This is a genomic window from Pelomonas sp. CA6 (genome assembly GCF_022549225.1).
Lineage (GTDB): Bacteria > Pseudomonadota > Gammaproteobacteria > Burkholderiales > Burkholderiaceae_C > Roseateles.
The window spans coordinates 285,567-299,950 of record NZ_JAKZFD010000003.1; the positions used below are offsets into that span (position 1 = coordinate 285,567).

14 protein-coding genes are annotated in these 14,384 nt (G+C 71.4%); 11 read left to right on the forward strand and 3 right to left on the reverse strand.

What is annotated here, in order from left to right:
* Positions 1-8 precede the first annotated feature (8 nt).
* The 3 genes from LZ017_RS07290 (at position 9) to LZ017_RS07300 (ending at position 3,709) form a co-directional block, all read left to right on the forward strand.
* On the forward strand, positions 9-2,927 hold the full coding sequence (locus LZ017_RS07290) for a two-component regulator propeller domain-containing protein (RefSeq protein WP_241395944.1): 2,919 nt from the start codon (positions 9-11) through the stop codon (positions 2,925-2,927).
* 83 nt (positions 2,928-3,010) lie between these two features.
* A complete protein-coding gene (locus LZ017_RS07295) occupies positions 3,011-3,358 on the forward strand; it encodes a GFA family protein (RefSeq protein ID WP_241395945.1) in 348 nt (115 codons plus the stop codon).
* An 18-nt stretch (positions 3,359-3,376) separates the two neighbouring features.
* On the forward strand, positions 3,377-3,709 hold the full coding sequence (locus tag LZ017_RS07300; protein ID WP_241395946.1) for a cupin domain-containing protein: 333 nt from the start codon (positions 3,377-3,379) through the stop codon (positions 3,707-3,709).
* Between the two features lie 13 nt (positions 3,710-3,722).
* Here the strand turns inward: LZ017_RS07300 and LZ017_RS07305 are convergent, their stop codons facing one another.
* Complete coding sequence (locus LZ017_RS07305; RefSeq protein WP_241396097.1) at positions 3,723-4,097, reverse strand: metalloregulator ArsR/SmtB family transcription factor; 375 nt, start codon at positions 4,095-4,097, stop codon at positions 3,723-3,725.
* A 230-nt stretch (positions 4,098-4,327) separates the two neighbouring features.
* Between LZ017_RS07305 and LZ017_RS07310 the strand changes: the two genes are divergently transcribed.
* From LZ017_RS07310 to LZ017_RS07345, 8 genes are all read left to right on the forward strand, one after another.
* Positions 4,328-5,413 carry an efflux RND transporter periplasmic adaptor subunit gene (locus LZ017_RS07310; RefSeq protein WP_241395947.1) on the forward strand — a complete coding sequence of 362 codons (1,086 nt, stop codon included), beginning with the start codon at positions 4,328-4,330 and terminating at the stop codon, positions 5,411-5,413.
* A gap of 10 nt (positions 5,414-5,423) precedes the next feature.
* Positions 5,424-8,675 carry an efflux RND transporter permease subunit gene (locus LZ017_RS07315; protein WP_241395948.1) on the forward strand — a complete coding sequence of 1,084 codons (3,252 nt, stop codon included), beginning with the start codon at positions 5,424-5,426 and terminating at the stop codon, positions 8,673-8,675.
* An 11-nt stretch (positions 8,676-8,686) separates the two neighbouring features.
* Complete coding sequence (locus LZ017_RS07320) at positions 8,687-8,896, forward strand: DUF2892 domain-containing protein (protein WP_241395949.1); 210 nt, start codon at positions 8,687-8,689, stop codon at positions 8,894-8,896.
* 187 nt (positions 8,897-9,083) lie between these two features.
* Positions 9,084-9,968: an MBL fold metallo-hydrolase gene (locus LZ017_RS07325; protein ID WP_241395950.1), complete on the forward strand. Its 885-nt coding sequence runs from the start codon at positions 9,084-9,086 to the stop codon at positions 9,966-9,968.
* 43 nt (positions 9,969-10,011) lie between these two features.
* Positions 10,012-10,458, forward strand: coding sequence for an OsmC family protein (locus tag LZ017_RS07330; RefSeq protein ID WP_241395951.1), 447 nt, complete (start codon positions 10,012-10,014; stop codon positions 10,456-10,458).
* 4 nt (positions 10,459-10,462) lie between these two features.
* A complete protein-coding gene (locus LZ017_RS07335; RefSeq protein ID WP_241395952.1) occupies positions 10,463-11,473 on the forward strand; it encodes a C4-dicarboxylate ABC transporter in 1,011 nt (336 codons plus the stop codon).
* Positions 11,474-11,545: 72 nt separating this feature from the next.
* Entirely contained in the window at positions 11,546-11,689 is a 144-nt protein-coding gene (locus tag LZ017_RS07340; protein ID WP_241395953.1) for a DUF3149 domain-containing protein, read from the forward strand.
* 80 nt (positions 11,690-11,769) lie between these two features.
* On the forward strand, positions 11,770-12,426 hold the full coding sequence (locus LZ017_RS07345) for a trimeric intracellular cation channel family protein (protein WP_241395954.1): 657 nt from the start codon (positions 11,770-11,772) through the stop codon (positions 12,424-12,426).
* A gap of 15 nt (positions 12,427-12,441) precedes the next feature.
* Here LZ017_RS07345 and LZ017_RS07350 read toward each other — a convergent pair whose 3' ends face one another.
* Both LZ017_RS07350 and LZ017_RS07355 read right to left on the reverse strand, forming a co-directional pair.
* Complete coding sequence (locus LZ017_RS07350; protein WP_277604575.1) at positions 12,442-13,830, reverse strand: TRAP transporter large permease; 1,389 nt, start codon at positions 13,828-13,830, stop codon at positions 12,442-12,444.
* Positions 13,827-14,381: a TRAP transporter small permease gene (locus LZ017_RS07355; protein WP_241396099.1), complete on the reverse strand. Its 555-nt coding sequence runs from the start codon at positions 14,379-14,381 to the stop codon at positions 13,827-13,829. Before LZ017_RS07355 ends, LZ017_RS07350 begins: the two co-directional genes overlap by 4 nt.
* Positions 14,382-14,384 lie beyond the last annotated feature (3 nt).

Genomic DNA, 14,384 nt, shown 5'->3' on the forward strand with positions numbered 1-14,384 from the left:
GGGCCGGCGTGCTGCTGGCATGGTGCCTGCTGTTCGTGGGCGGCCGGCTGTGCGCGGCGCCGGCCGAGCCCGACGTCGCCCGGCTGCTGGCTTCGCCCACCGGGGCGCTGACGCAGTACAAGGTGGACGGCTGGCAGACCGAGCAGGGGCTGCCGCTGAACACGGTGCAGGCGCTGCTGCAGAGCGCCGATGGCGCGCTGTGGGTGGGCACCGCGGGCGGGCTGGCGCGCTTCGACGGCGTGCGCTTCACCACCTTCGACGAGAGCGTCGCGCCGGGCATGGGCTCGCAGCCGGTGTTCGGTTTCATGGAGGATGCCCAGCACCGGCTGTGGATCGGCCACAGCCAGGGCGCCGCCGTCTACGAGAACGGGCGCTTCCGCGAGGTCCTGCCCCCCGAGGTCAGCGGCGGTCGGCGCGTCTGGGCCTTCGCGCAGGCGCCGGACGGGGTGGTCTGGATCGCCACCGAGAACGGCCTGGTGCGTTGGCAGGACGGCCGCACGCGGCTCTACCAGCGCGCCCAGGGCCTGCCCACGGAACGCCTGCGGGCGCTGACGCTGGACCGGCGCGGCGTGCTGTGGATCGCCACCTCGGGCGGCGGGCTGGTCGAGATGACGAAGGAGGGCGTGTTCACGGTCCACGACCCGTCCAACGGCTTCCCGCATCTGCAGGTCCGCCATGTGCTGGCCGATCCGCGCCAGGGCGTCTGGGCCGCCACCGCGGGCGGTGGCCTGGTCCATCTGGATGGCGGCGCGACGCGCATCTATACCCGCGCCGACGGTCTGCCCACCGACCACCTGACCACGCTGGCCTTCGACGCGCAAGGCTCGCTGTGGATCGGCAGCTGGGGCGAGGGTGTGGTGCGCTTCAGCGAGGGGCGCTTCAGCACGCTGGGTGCGGCCGGCGGGCTGGCGGGCAACCAGATTTGGTCGCTGGCCACCGACCGCGAGGGCAGCGTCTGGGTGGGCACCTGGGTGGGCGGCCTGAACCGGCTGCGCAACCGCGCTTATGTGGTCTTTGGCGTGCCCGAGGGGCTGTCGCACGACAACGTGCGCGCCGTGCTGCACGGGCGCACCGGCGTGCACTGGGTGGCCACCGCCGGCGGCGGGCTCAATCGCATCGAGGGCGGCCGCATCCGCGTGATCGGGCGCGCGCAGGGGCTTCCCACCGAAGAGATCTCGGCGCTGCACGAAGACACCGACGGCAGCCTGTGGGTGGGCACCTACACGGCCGGCGTCGTGCACCTGACCGACCAGGGGCCGCGCATCTACGGGCCCGAACAGGGACTGCCCGGCGTCGAGGTGCGCGCCATCCTGCGCGACCGCCAGGGCCGGCTGTGGGTCGGCACGCGCGCCGGGCTGGCGCGGCTGGACGGGCCGGGCTTCGTGCCGGTGCTCGATCCCGGGCTGCCCCGCGAGGGCGTCGTCGCCATGCTGGAGGCGCGCGATGGCACGCTGTGGTTCGGCACCGCCGGCCAGGGCCTGGCCAGCCTGCGCGAGGGGCGCTTCCGCACACTGACCAAGGCCGACGGGCTGGTGTCGAACTGGATCCTGTCGCTGTACGAAGACGGCGCCGGCAGCCTCTGGATCGGCAGCAATGGCGAGGGCCTGAACCGGCTGCGCCAGGGCCGGCTGACGGGCATACGACCGGCCGATGGCCTGTGGGACGGGTTGGCCCAGACCATCCTGGAGGACAGCCAGGGCCAGCTGTGGATGAGCTGCAACCGCGGCTTCTACCGCGTCGCGCGCGCCGACCTGGATGCCTTCGCCGAAGGCCGGCTGCGGCGCGTGGCCTCGGTGGGCTTCGGCCCCGGCGATGCGCTGCGCGGCACGACCTTCGCCGGGGGGCTGCAGCCGGCCGGCGCGCGGGACGCGCAGGGGCGGCTGTGGCTGCCGTCGGCCAACGGGCTGGTCATCGTCGATCCGCGCCACCCGCCGGGGCCGGCGCGTCCTCCCGGCGTGCGCCTGGACGGTGTGCTGGTCGACGGCCAGCCCCAGGCGCCCGGCGCCGAGGTGGAGCTGCCGCCCGGCGCGGTGCCGCTGCTGCTGCGCTACAGCGCCGACACGCTGCTGCATGCCGACCGCGTGCGTTTCCGCTACCGCATGGAGGGGCTGACGCGCGACTGGGTGGAGGCCGGCGCGGCGCGCGAGGCCGCCTTCGCGGCGCTGCCGCACGGGCGCTACCGCTTCCGCCTCGCGGCCTCGGCGGACGGCCAGCGCTGGACCGAGGCCGAGCCGCTGGCGGTCACCGTGCGTCCGCGGCCCTATGAGACGCCCTGGTTCATCGCGCTGGCGCTGCTCGCGCTGGCCGGCGCGGTGCTGGGCCTGGTGCGCTTGCGCACACGCAGCCTGCAGGCGCGCCAGCGCGAGATGGAGCACCTGGTGGCCCTGCGCACCGAGGAGCTGCGCCAGGCCAACGAGCATCTGTCGCGCCTGTCCTTCGTCGACCCGCTGACCGGGCTGGCCAACCGGCGCCGCTTCAACGAGGCGCTGGACGACGAATGGCGCCGTGCCCGGCGCACCGGCAGCCCGCTGGCGCTGATCATGGCCGACATCGACGGCTTCAAGGCCTACAACGACCTGCTGGGTCACCTGCAGGGCGATCACTGCCTGGGCGCGGTGGCCGGCGTGTTCGCGCAGGCCGTGGGGCGCGCCGGGGATTTGGCGGCGCGCTATGGCGGCGAGGAGTTTGTCGTGCTGCTGCCCGGCGCCGACCCGGCGGCCGCGGCCGCGGTGGCGCAAGAAATCCGCGTCCGCTGCGAGCGGCTGGCCATCCCCCATCCGGCCTCGCCGACGGGGCCGGTGGTCACGCTGAGCCTGGGCGTCGCGGCCTGCGTGCCGACCGAGGGCGGCAAGCCCGAGTCGCTGATCTCCGAGGCCGACGCGGCGCTCTACCGCGCCAAGCAGGAGGGGCGAAACAGGGTGTGTTGAGACGCGCTCGCCGGCTGTCGCTCGGGCAGGCTTCGTCGTAGGATGGCTCCATGCCGTGCCAGCGAGCGCGGTGGGAGGCACACATGCACTACAAGGGAAGCTGCCATTGCGGCCGCATCGCGTTCAGCGTGGACGGCGAACTGGACGGCGCGCTGGCCTGCAACTGCTCCATCTGCCAGCGCAAGGGCTCGCTGCTGTGGTTCGTGCCGCGCGAGGCGATGCAGCTGCAGACGCCCGACGAGGACGCCGCCACCTACACCTTCAACAAGCATGTGATCCGCCACCGCTTCTGCCCGGTGTGCGGCATCCACCCCTTCGGCGAGGGCGCCGACCCGCAGGGCCGGCAGATCGCCGCGATCAACATCCGCTGCCTGGACGACGTGGACCTGGCCGCCGTGCCGGTGAACACCTTCGACGGGCGGTCGGTCTAGCCACAGGAGTCCGTCACCATGGCTCTACCCCATGCCGCTCCCGGTCAGGTCATCGACCTCCAGCCGCTGGGCGCCGCGCTGGCCGAGGCGCGCACCACGGCGCTGTTCAAGTCGGACGACCTCGAACTGATGCGCCTGGTCCTGCCCGCCGGCAAGTCGCTGCCCATGCACGCGGTCGCCGGCGAAATCACCGTGCAATGCATCGAAGGCGAGATCGACGTCAGCACCGAGGCCGCCAGCCATGTGCTGCGCGCCGGCCAGCTGCTCTACCTGCGCCGCGGCGTGCCGCATGGCGTGCGCGCGCTGCGGGACGCGTCCGCGCTGGTCACCGTGGTGCTGCGGCGCGGCTGAACCCGGCGCCCGCTCAGCGCCTGGCGCGCCGGGCGGTCCGCGCCGCGGAGCCCGCGGGCCCGGTAAAGGCGGCGGCCTGCTCGGCCTGGCGTTCAAACTTGCGCGCGATGTTGCCGCAGACCATGTCGCACAGCGCGTAAATGGCCGGATCGGCGATGCGGTAGTAGGCCGCATTGCCGCGCGTCTCCCGGCTCACGAAGCCCTGCTGCGTCAGCAGACTCAGGTGGCGCGAGATGTTCGCCGAGCTGTAGCCGCACAGCTCGGCCAGCTCGCCGACGTTGCGCTCCTGCGCGCGCAGCAGGTTGAGGATCTGCAGCCGGGTCGGCTCGGCCAGGGTCTGGAAATAGGCGGCGACCTGGGCCAGCGCCTCCGGAGTGAGCCCGTCCATCTCTATGCACAGCGGTGATCTTGGGGTGCCCATCATGCCTCAGCTTTCACGAGCCCGTGCCTGCGTGCGGAAATTGGCACTGAATAACGTACGCACTTGACTATTTAACTACATGCGCAAATACTAACGCAACTGCTGATGAATCTCCGCAGGTCGGGCGCCGCGACGCACCCGTTCCGCGGGGCCGCGTTGGAGACCGCGCCGTGATGCCTTGCCTTGTTCGATCCCCGATGTTTCTGTTCCCGCGCAAGCGCCATGCCGCCTCTGGCGCCCCCGGCGTCGCCGCGGGGCTGGTGAGCCTGGTGCTGCTGCTCGCGCCGCCGGCGGGCGAGGCCGCGCCGGCGCAGGCCGCGGCGACGGACTGGCCCACCGTGCCGGTGCAGGTGGGCGGCGCGGCGGCCGCGCAGGCCTATGACGGCGTCGTCGAAGCGCTGCGCCAGACCCAGGTGGCGGCCCAGGTGGCCGGCGCCATCGTGCGCCTGGATGTGAAGGCCGGCGACGCGGTGCGCGCCGGCCAGGTGCTGATGCGCATCGACCCGCGCAGCGCCGACCAGAGCGCCGCGGCCAGCGCCGCCCAGGTGCGCGCGGCGCAGGCGGGGCTGGCGCTGGCGCGGCGCGAGTACGAGCGGCAGCAGCAGTTGCATCAGCAGCGCTTCATCAGCCAGGCGGCGCTGGACCAGGCAGAGGCGCAGTTCAAGGCCGCGCAGGCCCAGGCCCAGGCACAGCTGGCGCAGGCCGACGCGGCGCAGACGCAGAGCAGCTTCTACACCGTGCGCGCGCCCTATGACGGCGTGGTGTCCGAGCTGCCGGTGATGCTGGGCGACATGGCGCTGCCGGGCAAGCCGCTGCTGACCCTGTACGACCCGCGCGAGCTGCGCGTCGCCGCCGCCGTGCCACAGAGCCTGGACACGCGCGGCGGCGTGCGTGTGGAGCTGCCTGGCCTGGCCGGCGGCGATGCGATCGTGCCGCGCGCGCTGGAGCGCCTGCCCACCGTGGACGCGGCCAGCCACACGGCGCTGTTGCGCGCGCTGCTGCCCACGCCGCTGGCCGGCGCGGCGCCGGGCCAGTTCGCCCGCGTGTGGCTGGCGGATGCCGCGCCCGCGGCGGGCGCGGCGCGGCTGAGCGTTCCGGCCGCCAGCGTGCTGCGGCGTGGCGAGTTTTCCGCCGTCTATGTGCTGGGCGCGCAGGGCCGTCCGCTGCTGCGCCAGGTGCGCGTCGGCGCGCGCCAGGGCGACCGGGTGGAGGTGCTCAGCGGCCTGGCGGCCGGCGAGCGCGTGTTGGCCCAGCCGCAGATGGCGGCGCGCGCCGCGCAATGAGGGCCCGGCCATGACGCAAGCCTCCAAGGGCCCTGGCCTGGGCATGTCCGGCCGCATCGCGGCATTCTTCCAGTCCGCGCAGATCACGCCGCTACTGGCCTTGGTGGCGCTGCTGCTGGGCGTCTTCGCGGTGCTGGTGACGCCGCGCGAGGAAGAGCCGCAGATCAACGTGACCATGGCCAATGTGCTGATCCCCTTCCCGGGGGCCGGCGTGGCCGACGTCGAACAGATGGTGGCGACGCCGGCCGAGCAGGTGCTGTCGCAGATCGCCGGCATCGAGCATGTGATGTCGGTCTCGCGTCCCGGGCTGGCGGTGATCACCGTGCAGTTCAAGGTCGGCGTGCCGCGCACCGAGGCGCTGGTGCGCCTGCACGACACGGTGCAGGCCAACGCCGACTGGCTGCCCGCCGGGCTGGGCGTGATGCCGCCGCTGATCAAGCCCAAGGGCATCGACGACGTGCCCATCCTCACGCTGACGCTGTACAGCCCCCAGGCCGCCGACGAGGGGGCCGACGCGCTGCAGCGTGTGGCCCACACGCTGGAGGCCGAGCTCAAGCGCGTGCCCGGCACGCGCGAGGTGGTGACGCTGGGTGGTCCCGGCCGCGCGATCCAGGTCGCGCTGGACCCGGCGCGCCTGAACAGCATGAAGCTCACGGTGGACGAGCTGCGCCAGGCGCTGCAGTCGGCCAACCTGGGCGCGCCGCTGGGCGAGCTGCTGCAGGGCAATCGCGCGATCCTGCTGGAGGCCGGCCCCTGGCTGCGCGACGCGCGCGAGCTGGGCGAGCTGGTGGTCGCGGTGCGCCAGGGCCGTCCGGTCTTCCTGCGCGAGCTGGCCACGATCAGCGATGGCCCGCCGCCGCCCAGCCGCTATGTCTGGCACGGCACGGCCGCCAAGGACGGTGTGCCGGCGGCCGAGTATCCGGCCGTCAGCATCGCGATCACGAAGAAGCCGGGCGAGAACGCGATCGACGTCGCCGAGGCGGTCACGCGCCGGGTCGACGCGCTGCGCAACACGCTGATCCCGGACGAGGTGAAGGTCGCCGTCACGCGCAACTACGGGGCGACCGCGAACGACAAGGCGCAGAAGCTGATCCAGAAGCTGCTCTTCGCCACCGCGTCCGTCGTCGCGCTGGTGTGGCTGGCCCTGGGCCGGCGCGAGGCGGCCATCGTCGGCAGCGCCGTGCTGCTCACGCTCACCGTCACGCTGTTCGCCTCCTGGGCCTGGGGCTTCACGCTGAACCGGGTATCGCTGTTCGCGCTGATCTTCTCGATCGGCATCCTGGTGGACGACGCCATCGTGGTGGTGGAAAACATCCACCGCCACATGGCGCTGCACCCGGACCGGACGCTCGCGCAGCTCATCCCAGGCGCGGTCGACGAGGTCGGCGGCCCCACCATCCTGGCGACGCTGACCGTGATCGCGGCGCTGCTGCCCATGGCCTTTGTCAGCGGCCTGATGGGGCCCTACATGAGCCCCATCCCCATCAACGCCAGCATGGGCATGCTGCTGTCGCTGGCGATCGCCTTCGTCGTCACGCCCTGGCTGGCGCGGCTGTGGATGAAGGCCGCGCCGGGCACCGACCACGGGCCGGGGCGGGTCCAACGCGCGCTGGCGCCGCTGTTCCAGCGCGTCTTCCGCCCGCTGCTGGATGCGCGGCGCGGCGCGCGCAACCGCGGCCTGCTGGGCCTGGGCGTGGCGGCGCTGGTGGCCGTGTCGCTGGCGCTGCCGGCGCTGGGCCTGGTGATGCTGAAGATGCTGCCCTTCGACAACAAGTCGGAGTTCCAGGTGGTCGTCGACATGCCGGCGGGTACGCCGCTGGAGCAGACCGCCGCGGTGCTGCACGAGCTGGGTGCGCACCTGGCCGGCGTGGCGGAGGTGACCGACTACCAGGCCTATGCCGGCACGGCCGGTCCGATCAACTTCAACGGCCTGGTGCGTCAGTACTACCTGCGCAGCGGCGGCGAGGTGGGCGAGCTGCAGGTCAACCTGGTCGACAAGCACCACCGCGCGCTGCAAAGCCATGCGATCGCGATGCGCGAACGCCCGGCGTTGCAGGCCATCGGCAAGCGCTTCGGCGCCAACGTCAAGGTGGTCGAGGTGCCGCCGGGGCCGCCGGTGCTGTCGCCCATCGTCGCCGAGGTCTATGGGCCGGACGCCGCCGGCCGGCGCGCGGTGGCGAGCGAGCTGCGCCGCGTGTTCGAGAGCGAGCCGGGGCTGGTGGACGTGGACGACAGCGGCATCGCCGACGCGCCGCGCCGGCTGCTGCTGGTGGACCGCGCCAAGGCCGCGCAGCTGGGCGTGGCGCAGCAGGCGGTGGTCGCCGCGCTGCGCACCGGCCTGGGCGGCGAGGCGGTCAGCTATCTGCATGACCAGAGCAAGTACCCGGCGCCGGTCTGGCTGCAGCTGCCGCCCGAGATGCATGGCCAGCTGGACGCGCTGCTGAGCCTGCCGGTGCGCGGCGCGCAGGGCCAACTGGTGCCGGTGCGCGAACTGGTGCGCGTCAGCGACACGCTGCGCGAGCAGCCCATCCACCACAAGGACCTGATGCCGGTGCACTACGTCGTGGCCGACATGGCCGGCCGCATCGACAGCCCGCTGTACGGCATGTTCGCGATGCGCGGCCGCGTCCAGCGGATCGCGACGCCGGACGGCGGCACGCTGCAGGAGGCCTTCATCCGCCAGCCCGACGACGGTTGGCGCGCCTACACGTTGAAGTGGGACGGCGAATGGCAGATCACCTACGAGACCTTCCGCGACATGGGCCTGGCCTATGCGGTGGGCCTGGTGCTGATCTACCTGCTGGTGGTGGCGCAGTTCGGCTCCTACCTGGCGCCGCTGATCATCATGGCGCCCATTCCGCTGACCCTGGTGGGCGTGATGCCGGGCCATGCGCTGCTGGCCGCGCCCTTCACCGCCACCAGCATGATCGGCATGATCGCGCTGGCGGGCATCATCGTGCGCAACTCCATCCTGCTGGTGGACTTCATCCGCCTGCAGCAGGCCCAGGGCATGGCGCTGGGCGAGGCCATCGTGCAGTCGGCCATCACCCGCGCGCAGCCCATCCTGCTGACCGGGCTGGCGGCGATGATGGGCGCCTTCTTCATCCTCGACGACCCCATCTTCAACGGGCTGGCGATCTCGCTGATCTTCGGCATCTTCGTCTCCACGCTGCTCACGCTGGTCGTGATCCCGCTGCTGTACTACGTGGCCTACCGCCCCCGCAACCCGGAGGGCGCGCCCGCGGCCTCCGTCCACTCCTGAAAGGCATCGTCATGAGTTCCTGGCAAATCGTGCGCGTCGTCGCCGGCACCTTCATCCTGCTGTCGCTGCTGCTGGGCGTGCCCGGCAGTCCGCTGTACGCCAGCACCTGGTGGCTGGCCTTCACCGCCTTCGTCGGTCTGAACCTGCTGCAGAGCGGCTTCACGCGCTGGTGTCTGATGGAAACGCTGCTGCGCAAGCTGGGCGCGCGGGCCGGCGACTGAGGGGCGGAGGCGACGCGGCGGCCGCCTGGCGGACAGTCGCTCGCGGAATGTGTCCAGCGCCGCGTGGAATGCTGAAAAAATCGCGGCTGCGATGCCGGCCGAGGCCCCACGAGGGCCGGGACCCTGACCGGCGGCCCACCATGAATGCGCATGCAACGATTCTTGCCTGCGCACAGGAGACGTTCTCATGAGCCTGCGCTCACGGCTGGAGGTCGAAGCCTTCTTCGATCCCGACACCTGGACCCTCAGCTATCTGGTGCTGGACGGCGCCACGCGCGAATGCGCCATCGTCGACAGCGTGCTGGACTACGACCCCAAGTCGGGCCGCACCAGCACTGGCAACGCCGACCGGCTGATCGCGCGGGTGCGCGAGCTGGGCGCGCGGCTGTGCTGGATCCTGGAGACCCATGTCCATGCCGACCATCTGTCCGCCGCCACCCATCTGAAGCAGCAGCTGGGCGGTCAGACCGCGATCGGCCGCCACATCACGGCGGTGCAGAAGGTCTTTGGCACCCTGTTCAACGCCGGTGACGAATTTCACCGCGACGGCCGCCAGTTCGACCGCCTGCTGGACGACGGCGAACGGCTGGACATCGGCGGGCTGTCGCTGCACGCGATGCACACGCCCGGACACACGCCGGCCTGCATGAGCTATGTGGTCAGCGACGGCGAACAGTCGGCCGCCTTCGTCGGCGACACCCTGTTCATGCCCGACTACGGCACCGCGCGCTGCGACTTCCCTGGCGGCGATGCGCGCACGCTGTACCGCTCCATCCGCCGGGTGCTGGCGCTGCCGCCGCAGACACGGCTGTACATGTGCCACGACTACCTGCCCGGCGGGCGCGAGTTGCGCTACGTCAGCACGGTGGCCGAGGAGCGCCAGTACAACATCCATGTGCGCGACGGCATCGGCGAGGACGAGTTCGTGGCGATGCGCGTGGCGCGCGACGCGACGCTGTCCATGCCCACGCTGATCCTGCCTTCGGTGCAGATCAACATGCGCGCCGGCGAGTTCCCGCCGCCCGAAGACAACGGCACGCGCTACATCAAGATCCCGCTGAACGCGCTCTGAGCGCCGCGGGCCTGCCCAACATTCCCACAGCCTTCACACCACCATGAGCGACAGCCCCATCCAGGTCGAACTGCGCCAGCAGCAGGACTATGCCTTCACGGTCGAATTCGGCGCCGGCGTGCCGGCCCTGCGCGCGGACGAGCCGCCGCCGCTGGGCCAGGGCAGTGGCCCGTCGCCGGTGCAACTGCTCGCCGCCGCGGTGGGCAACTGCCTGAGCGATTCGCTGCTCTTCGCGCTGCGCAAGTTCAAACAATCGCCCGAGCCGCTGCGCTGCGTCGTCGAGGCCGAGGTGGGCCGCAACGAGCAGGGCCGGCTGCGCGTGCTGCGCCTGCGCGCCGCGCTGCACCTGGGCGTGCCGGCCGCGTCGCTGGAGCACCTGGACCGCGTGCTGTCCAGCTTCGAGGCTTATTGCACCGTCACGCAGAGCGTGGGGCAGGGCATCGCGATCGAGACCGAGGTCTGGGACCGCGACGGTCTTCGTTTGAAGTAAGCCGATGAGGCATCCGACACCGCTGAAGTTCCTCGGCCCGGTCTGGTTCACCGCGGTGATGGGCCTGGCCGGACTGGCGCAGGCCTGGTGGCGCGCCGGCGGGCTGATGGGCGAATGGGCGCAGGGGGCGACGCTGGTGCTGTCCGCCGCCGCGCTGCTGGCCTTCGTGCTGCTGCTGGCGGCCAGCGCGCTGCGCGCGCGGCGCCATGCGCAGGCCTGGGCCGACGATTTCTCTCATCCCCTGCGTCATCCGCTGCTGGCGGCGATCCCGGTGTCGCTGATTCTGCTGGGCACGCTGGCCACCGCGCTGCTGGGTCCCACGCGCTGGAGCGGGCTGGCGTGGGGCTTGGGCTGCGCGCTTCAGCTGGCGTGCACGCTGTGGGTGCTGTCGCGCTGGTGGCGCGGCCAGGGGCCTGGCGGGCCGCAGTGGATGGGCGTGACGCCGCTGCTGATCATCCCGGTGGTGGGCAATGTGCTGGCGCCGCTGGCCGGTGTCGCGCTGGGCGCGGGCGACTGGGCGGCCGCGCAGTTCGGGCTGGGCGTGTTCCTGTGGCTGCTGGTGATGGCGCTGCTGCTGGCGCGGCTGGCCGTGCAGGGCTTGTGGCCCGAGCGCCTGCTCGCCAGCAGCTTCATCCTGGTGGCCCCGCCGGCGGTGATCGGCCTGGCGCTGCTGGCCCTGGGCGCGCCCGCGGTCTGGGCGCAGGCGATGTGGGGCGTGGCCCTGCTGTGCCTGCTGTGGGCGGCGCAGCTGCTGCGGCGGGTGCTGGCCCAGCCCTTCACGCCGGCCTTCTGGGCGCTGGGCTTCCCCACCTCCGCCTTTGCCGGCCTGACGCTGGCGCTGGCCGATCACTCGGCGTTGATGCGGCTGCTGGCCGTGCCGGTGCTGGCGCTGGCCTCGCTGCTGGTGCTGGCGCTCGCCATGGCCACCTGGCGCGGGCTGCGCGACGGCAGCCTGCTGGCGCCGGAGCCGGTGGCCGTGCTGCAGAGCGGGGCGCCGCCGGCCGCATCGCGCTGAATCGCCCTTGAGTTGGCGCAACGCGGCCGGCTTGACCGCGGCGTCCAATGACCTTACCAATAAGGAGGTCTTATGCAATTGCTCAAGGAGTTGTTCACCACCGACGTCGGTCTGCTGAGTGCGGCGGTGCTGCTGTTCATCCTCGTGATGGGCGGCTACTACATCCGCTACTTCGTCGGCCACATGCACGCCGACGAAGCCAAGAACAAGCAGTAGGTCCGAGGCCCCCGCGGCGGGGCCAGGTCTTGCGGGGGCGGTAGCCAGGGGCGGCGAGAATGCGGGGCTGGAACCCGCCCATGAAGAACGCGCTGCACCTGCTCACCCTCAGCCATGTCCACCTCGCGGTGGAAATCGTCGCCACGCTGGCCTTTGCCCTGTCGGGCCTGCTGGAGGCGGCGCGCAAGCGCCTGGACGCGGTGGGGGTCTGCGTGGTCGCGGGCCTGGCCGCCTTTGGCGGCGGCACGCTGCGCGATGTGCTGCTGGACCGGCGCCCTTTCTTCTGGGTCGAGCACGCCAACTGGCTGTGGGCGCTGCTGGCGCTGTGCCTGGGCGCCATGCTGTTCATGCGCAGCAAGCATGTGGCGCCCACCCAGCGCGCGATGCAGTGGCCCGACGCGCTGGGTCTGGGCCTCTTTACCGCCAGCGGCGCGCAGATCGCGCTGGATGCCGGCATGCCGGCCATCGTCGCGGTGCTGATGGGCATGGTCACCTCGGTGTTCGGCGGCGTGCTGCGCGACATCGTCTGCAACGAGATTCCCAGCGCCTTCCGCGACCACCAGCCCTATGCGGTGTGCAGCTTTCTCGGCGGCTGGGCGCTGATCCTCGCCCAGTCGCTGGACGCGCCGCAATGGGCCGCGCTGCTGGCCGGCGCCGGCACGGCCACGCTGCTGCGCGTCGCGGCCATGCTCAGTGGCTACCGGCTGCCGGGCTGGGGCATGCGCGGCGGCGCCTGAGCGCCGCCGCTGCGCTCAACCGCCGATCATGCCCAGCCACCTGGGCAGCGCGGTGGACAGCCCCGGCCAGTAGCTGACGATGATCAGGAAGACCAGCATGGTCTTCAGCCAGGGCCAGACGGCCACGGTCAGCTCGGTGATGCCCATCTTGGTGATGCCCGAGGCCACGTAGAGGTTCAGCCCCACCGGCGGGTGGCACATGCCGATCTCCATGTTCACCGTGATCAGGATGCCGAAGTGCACCGGATCAATGCCCAGCTTCATCGCCACCGGGAACAGGATGGGCGCCATGATCAGGATGATGGAACTGGGCTCCATCACGTTGCCGGCCAGCAGCAGCAGGATGTTGACCACCAGCAGGAAGGCCACCGGTCCGAAGCCCTGCGCGATCATCCAGTCGGCCATGTGCTGGGGCACGTTCTCGCTGGTCATCAGGAAGCTGAACAGCACCGCGTTGGTGATGATGTACAGCAGCATCGCGCTCATGCTGGCCGAATCCAGCAGCACGCGCGGCAGGTCCTTCAGCTTCAGGTCCTTGTAGACGAAGACGGCGATGAAGAAGGCGTACACCGCCGCCATCGCCGCGGCCTCGGTGGGCGTGAAGACACCGGTGTAGATGCCGCCGATCACCACCACCACCAGCATCAGGCCCCAGGCGCTTTCGCGGAAAGCGGCCCAGCGCTCGGCCAGCGTGGCCTTGGGCAGGCGCGGGTAGTTGTTCTTGCGCGCGATCCACCAGGTCGTCAGGCCCAGCGCGAAGGCCAGCGCCAGCCCGGGGATGATGCCGGCGATGAACAGGGTGCCGACCGAGGTGTTGGTCGAGACCGAGTACATCACCATCGCGATCGACGGCGGAATCAGGATGCCCAGCGCGCCCGAGGTGGTGATCACGCCGGCGCCGAAGCGCGGCGGGAAGCCCTGCTTGACCATGGCCGGCAGGATCACCGAGCCGATCGCGACCACGGTGGCCGGCGAGGAGCCGGACACCGCCGCGAACAGCGCGCAGGCGAGCACGCCGGCCAGGCCCAGGCCGCCGTGCCAGTGGCCGATCATCGAGGTCGCGAAGCGCACCATGCGGCGCGCCACGCCGCCGTGGGTGAGGAAGTTGCCGGCCAGGATGAAGAACGGGATCGCCATGATCTCGAACTTCTCGATGCCGGTGAACAGCTTCAGCGCCACGCTCTGCACCGGGACCTCGGTCATGGTGAAGAGATAGACCAGCACCGTCAGGCCCAGCGCGATGGAGATCGGCATGCCGGTCAGCATCAGCAGCAGCAGCAGCGCGAAGATCAGCCCCGTGTTGCCCAGCAGGGCGATGCCCAGCAGCGCCAGCGCGCCCAGCACCAGGCCGATCTTGCCGCGGGTGCTGAAGCCGGTGGCGTCGGCGGTTTGAATGTTGCTCATGCCTTGGCTCCCAGGGCTTCGTCGTCCAGGCCGTCCACATGGGCCACGTTGTGATGAGGCAGTTCACCGCTGCGCAGATAGCGCCACGCGACCTGCAGGAAGCGGAAGCACATCAGGCCCGATCCCAGCGGCACGCACAGGTAGACGATCCACATCGGCGCCTCCAGGTCGGGCGAGGTCTGGTCGGTCTGCGACATATGCCAGACGAAGTTGCCGCCCAGCACCGCGATCACGCCGGTGAACAGCGCGCCGGCGAGCAGCGCGAACATCACGAAGGGCACGCGCTGGCGCCCGGGCAGCTTGCGCACCAGCACGTCCACGCCGACGTGGATGCCTTGGCGCACCCCGAAGGCGGCACCGAACTTGGCCATCCACACGAACATGAAGATGCACAGCTCCTGGGCCCAGGAGAGGTCCAGGCGCAGCACCCAGTCTTGGACCAGAGGCATGGTGGCCAGGAAGCGGTGAGTGACGGCCGCGAAGATCACCAGGGTCGCGGCCGCCATCAGCGTCGCGATCAGGATCTCCTCGGCCTTGTCGAGGATACGCATCAG

Bases quoted from the DNA above. Each gene is read 5' to 3' on its own strand.
- LZ017_RS07295 (WP_241395945.1), top strand. From the start codon at position 3,011: ATGCACTACAAGGGAAGCTGCCATTGCGGCCGCATCGCGTTCAGCGTG.
- LZ017_RS07300 (WP_241395946.1), top strand. From the start codon at position 3,377: ATGGCTCTACCCCATGCCGCTCCCGGTCAGGTCATCGACCTCCAGCCG.
- LZ017_RS07305 (WP_241396097.1), bottom strand. From the start codon at position 4,097: ATGGACGGGCTCACTCCGGAGGCGCTGGCCCAGGTCGCCGCCTATTTC.
- LZ017_RS07310 (WP_241395947.1), top strand. From the start codon at position 4,328: ATGTTTCTGTTCCCGCGCAAGCGCCATGCCGCCTCTGGCGCCCCCGGC.
- LZ017_RS07315 (WP_241395948.1), top strand. From the start codon at position 5,424: ATGACGCAAGCCTCCAAGGGCCCTGGCCTGGGCATGTCCGGCCGCATC.
- LZ017_RS07320 (WP_241395949.1), top strand. From the start codon at position 8,687: ATGAGTTCCTGGCAAATCGTGCGCGTCGTCGCCGGCACCTTCATCCTG.
- LZ017_RS07325 (WP_241395950.1), top strand. From the start codon at position 9,084: ATGAGCCTGCGCTCACGGCTGGAGGTCGAAGCCTTCTTCGATCCCGAC.
- LZ017_RS07330 (WP_241395951.1), top strand. From the start codon at position 10,012: ATGAGCGACAGCCCCATCCAGGTCGAACTGCGCCAGCAGCAGGACTAT.
- LZ017_RS07335 (WP_241395952.1), top strand. From the start codon at position 10,463: ATGAGGCATCCGACACCGCTGAAGTTCCTCGGCCCGGTCTGGTTCACC.
- LZ017_RS07340 (WP_241395953.1), top strand. From the start codon at position 11,546: ATGCAATTGCTCAAGGAGTTGTTCACCACCGACGTCGGTCTGCTGAGT.
- LZ017_RS07345 (WP_241395954.1), top strand. From the start codon at position 11,770: ATGAAGAACGCGCTGCACCTGCTCACCCTCAGCCATGTCCACCTCGCG.
- LZ017_RS07350 (WP_277604575.1), bottom strand. From the start codon at position 13,830: ATGAGCAACATTCAAACCGCCGACGCCACCGGCTTCAGCACCCGCGGC.
- LZ017_RS07355 (WP_241396099.1), bottom strand. From the start codon at position 14,381: ATGCGTATCCTCGACAAGGCCGAGGAGATCCTGATCGCGACGCTGATG.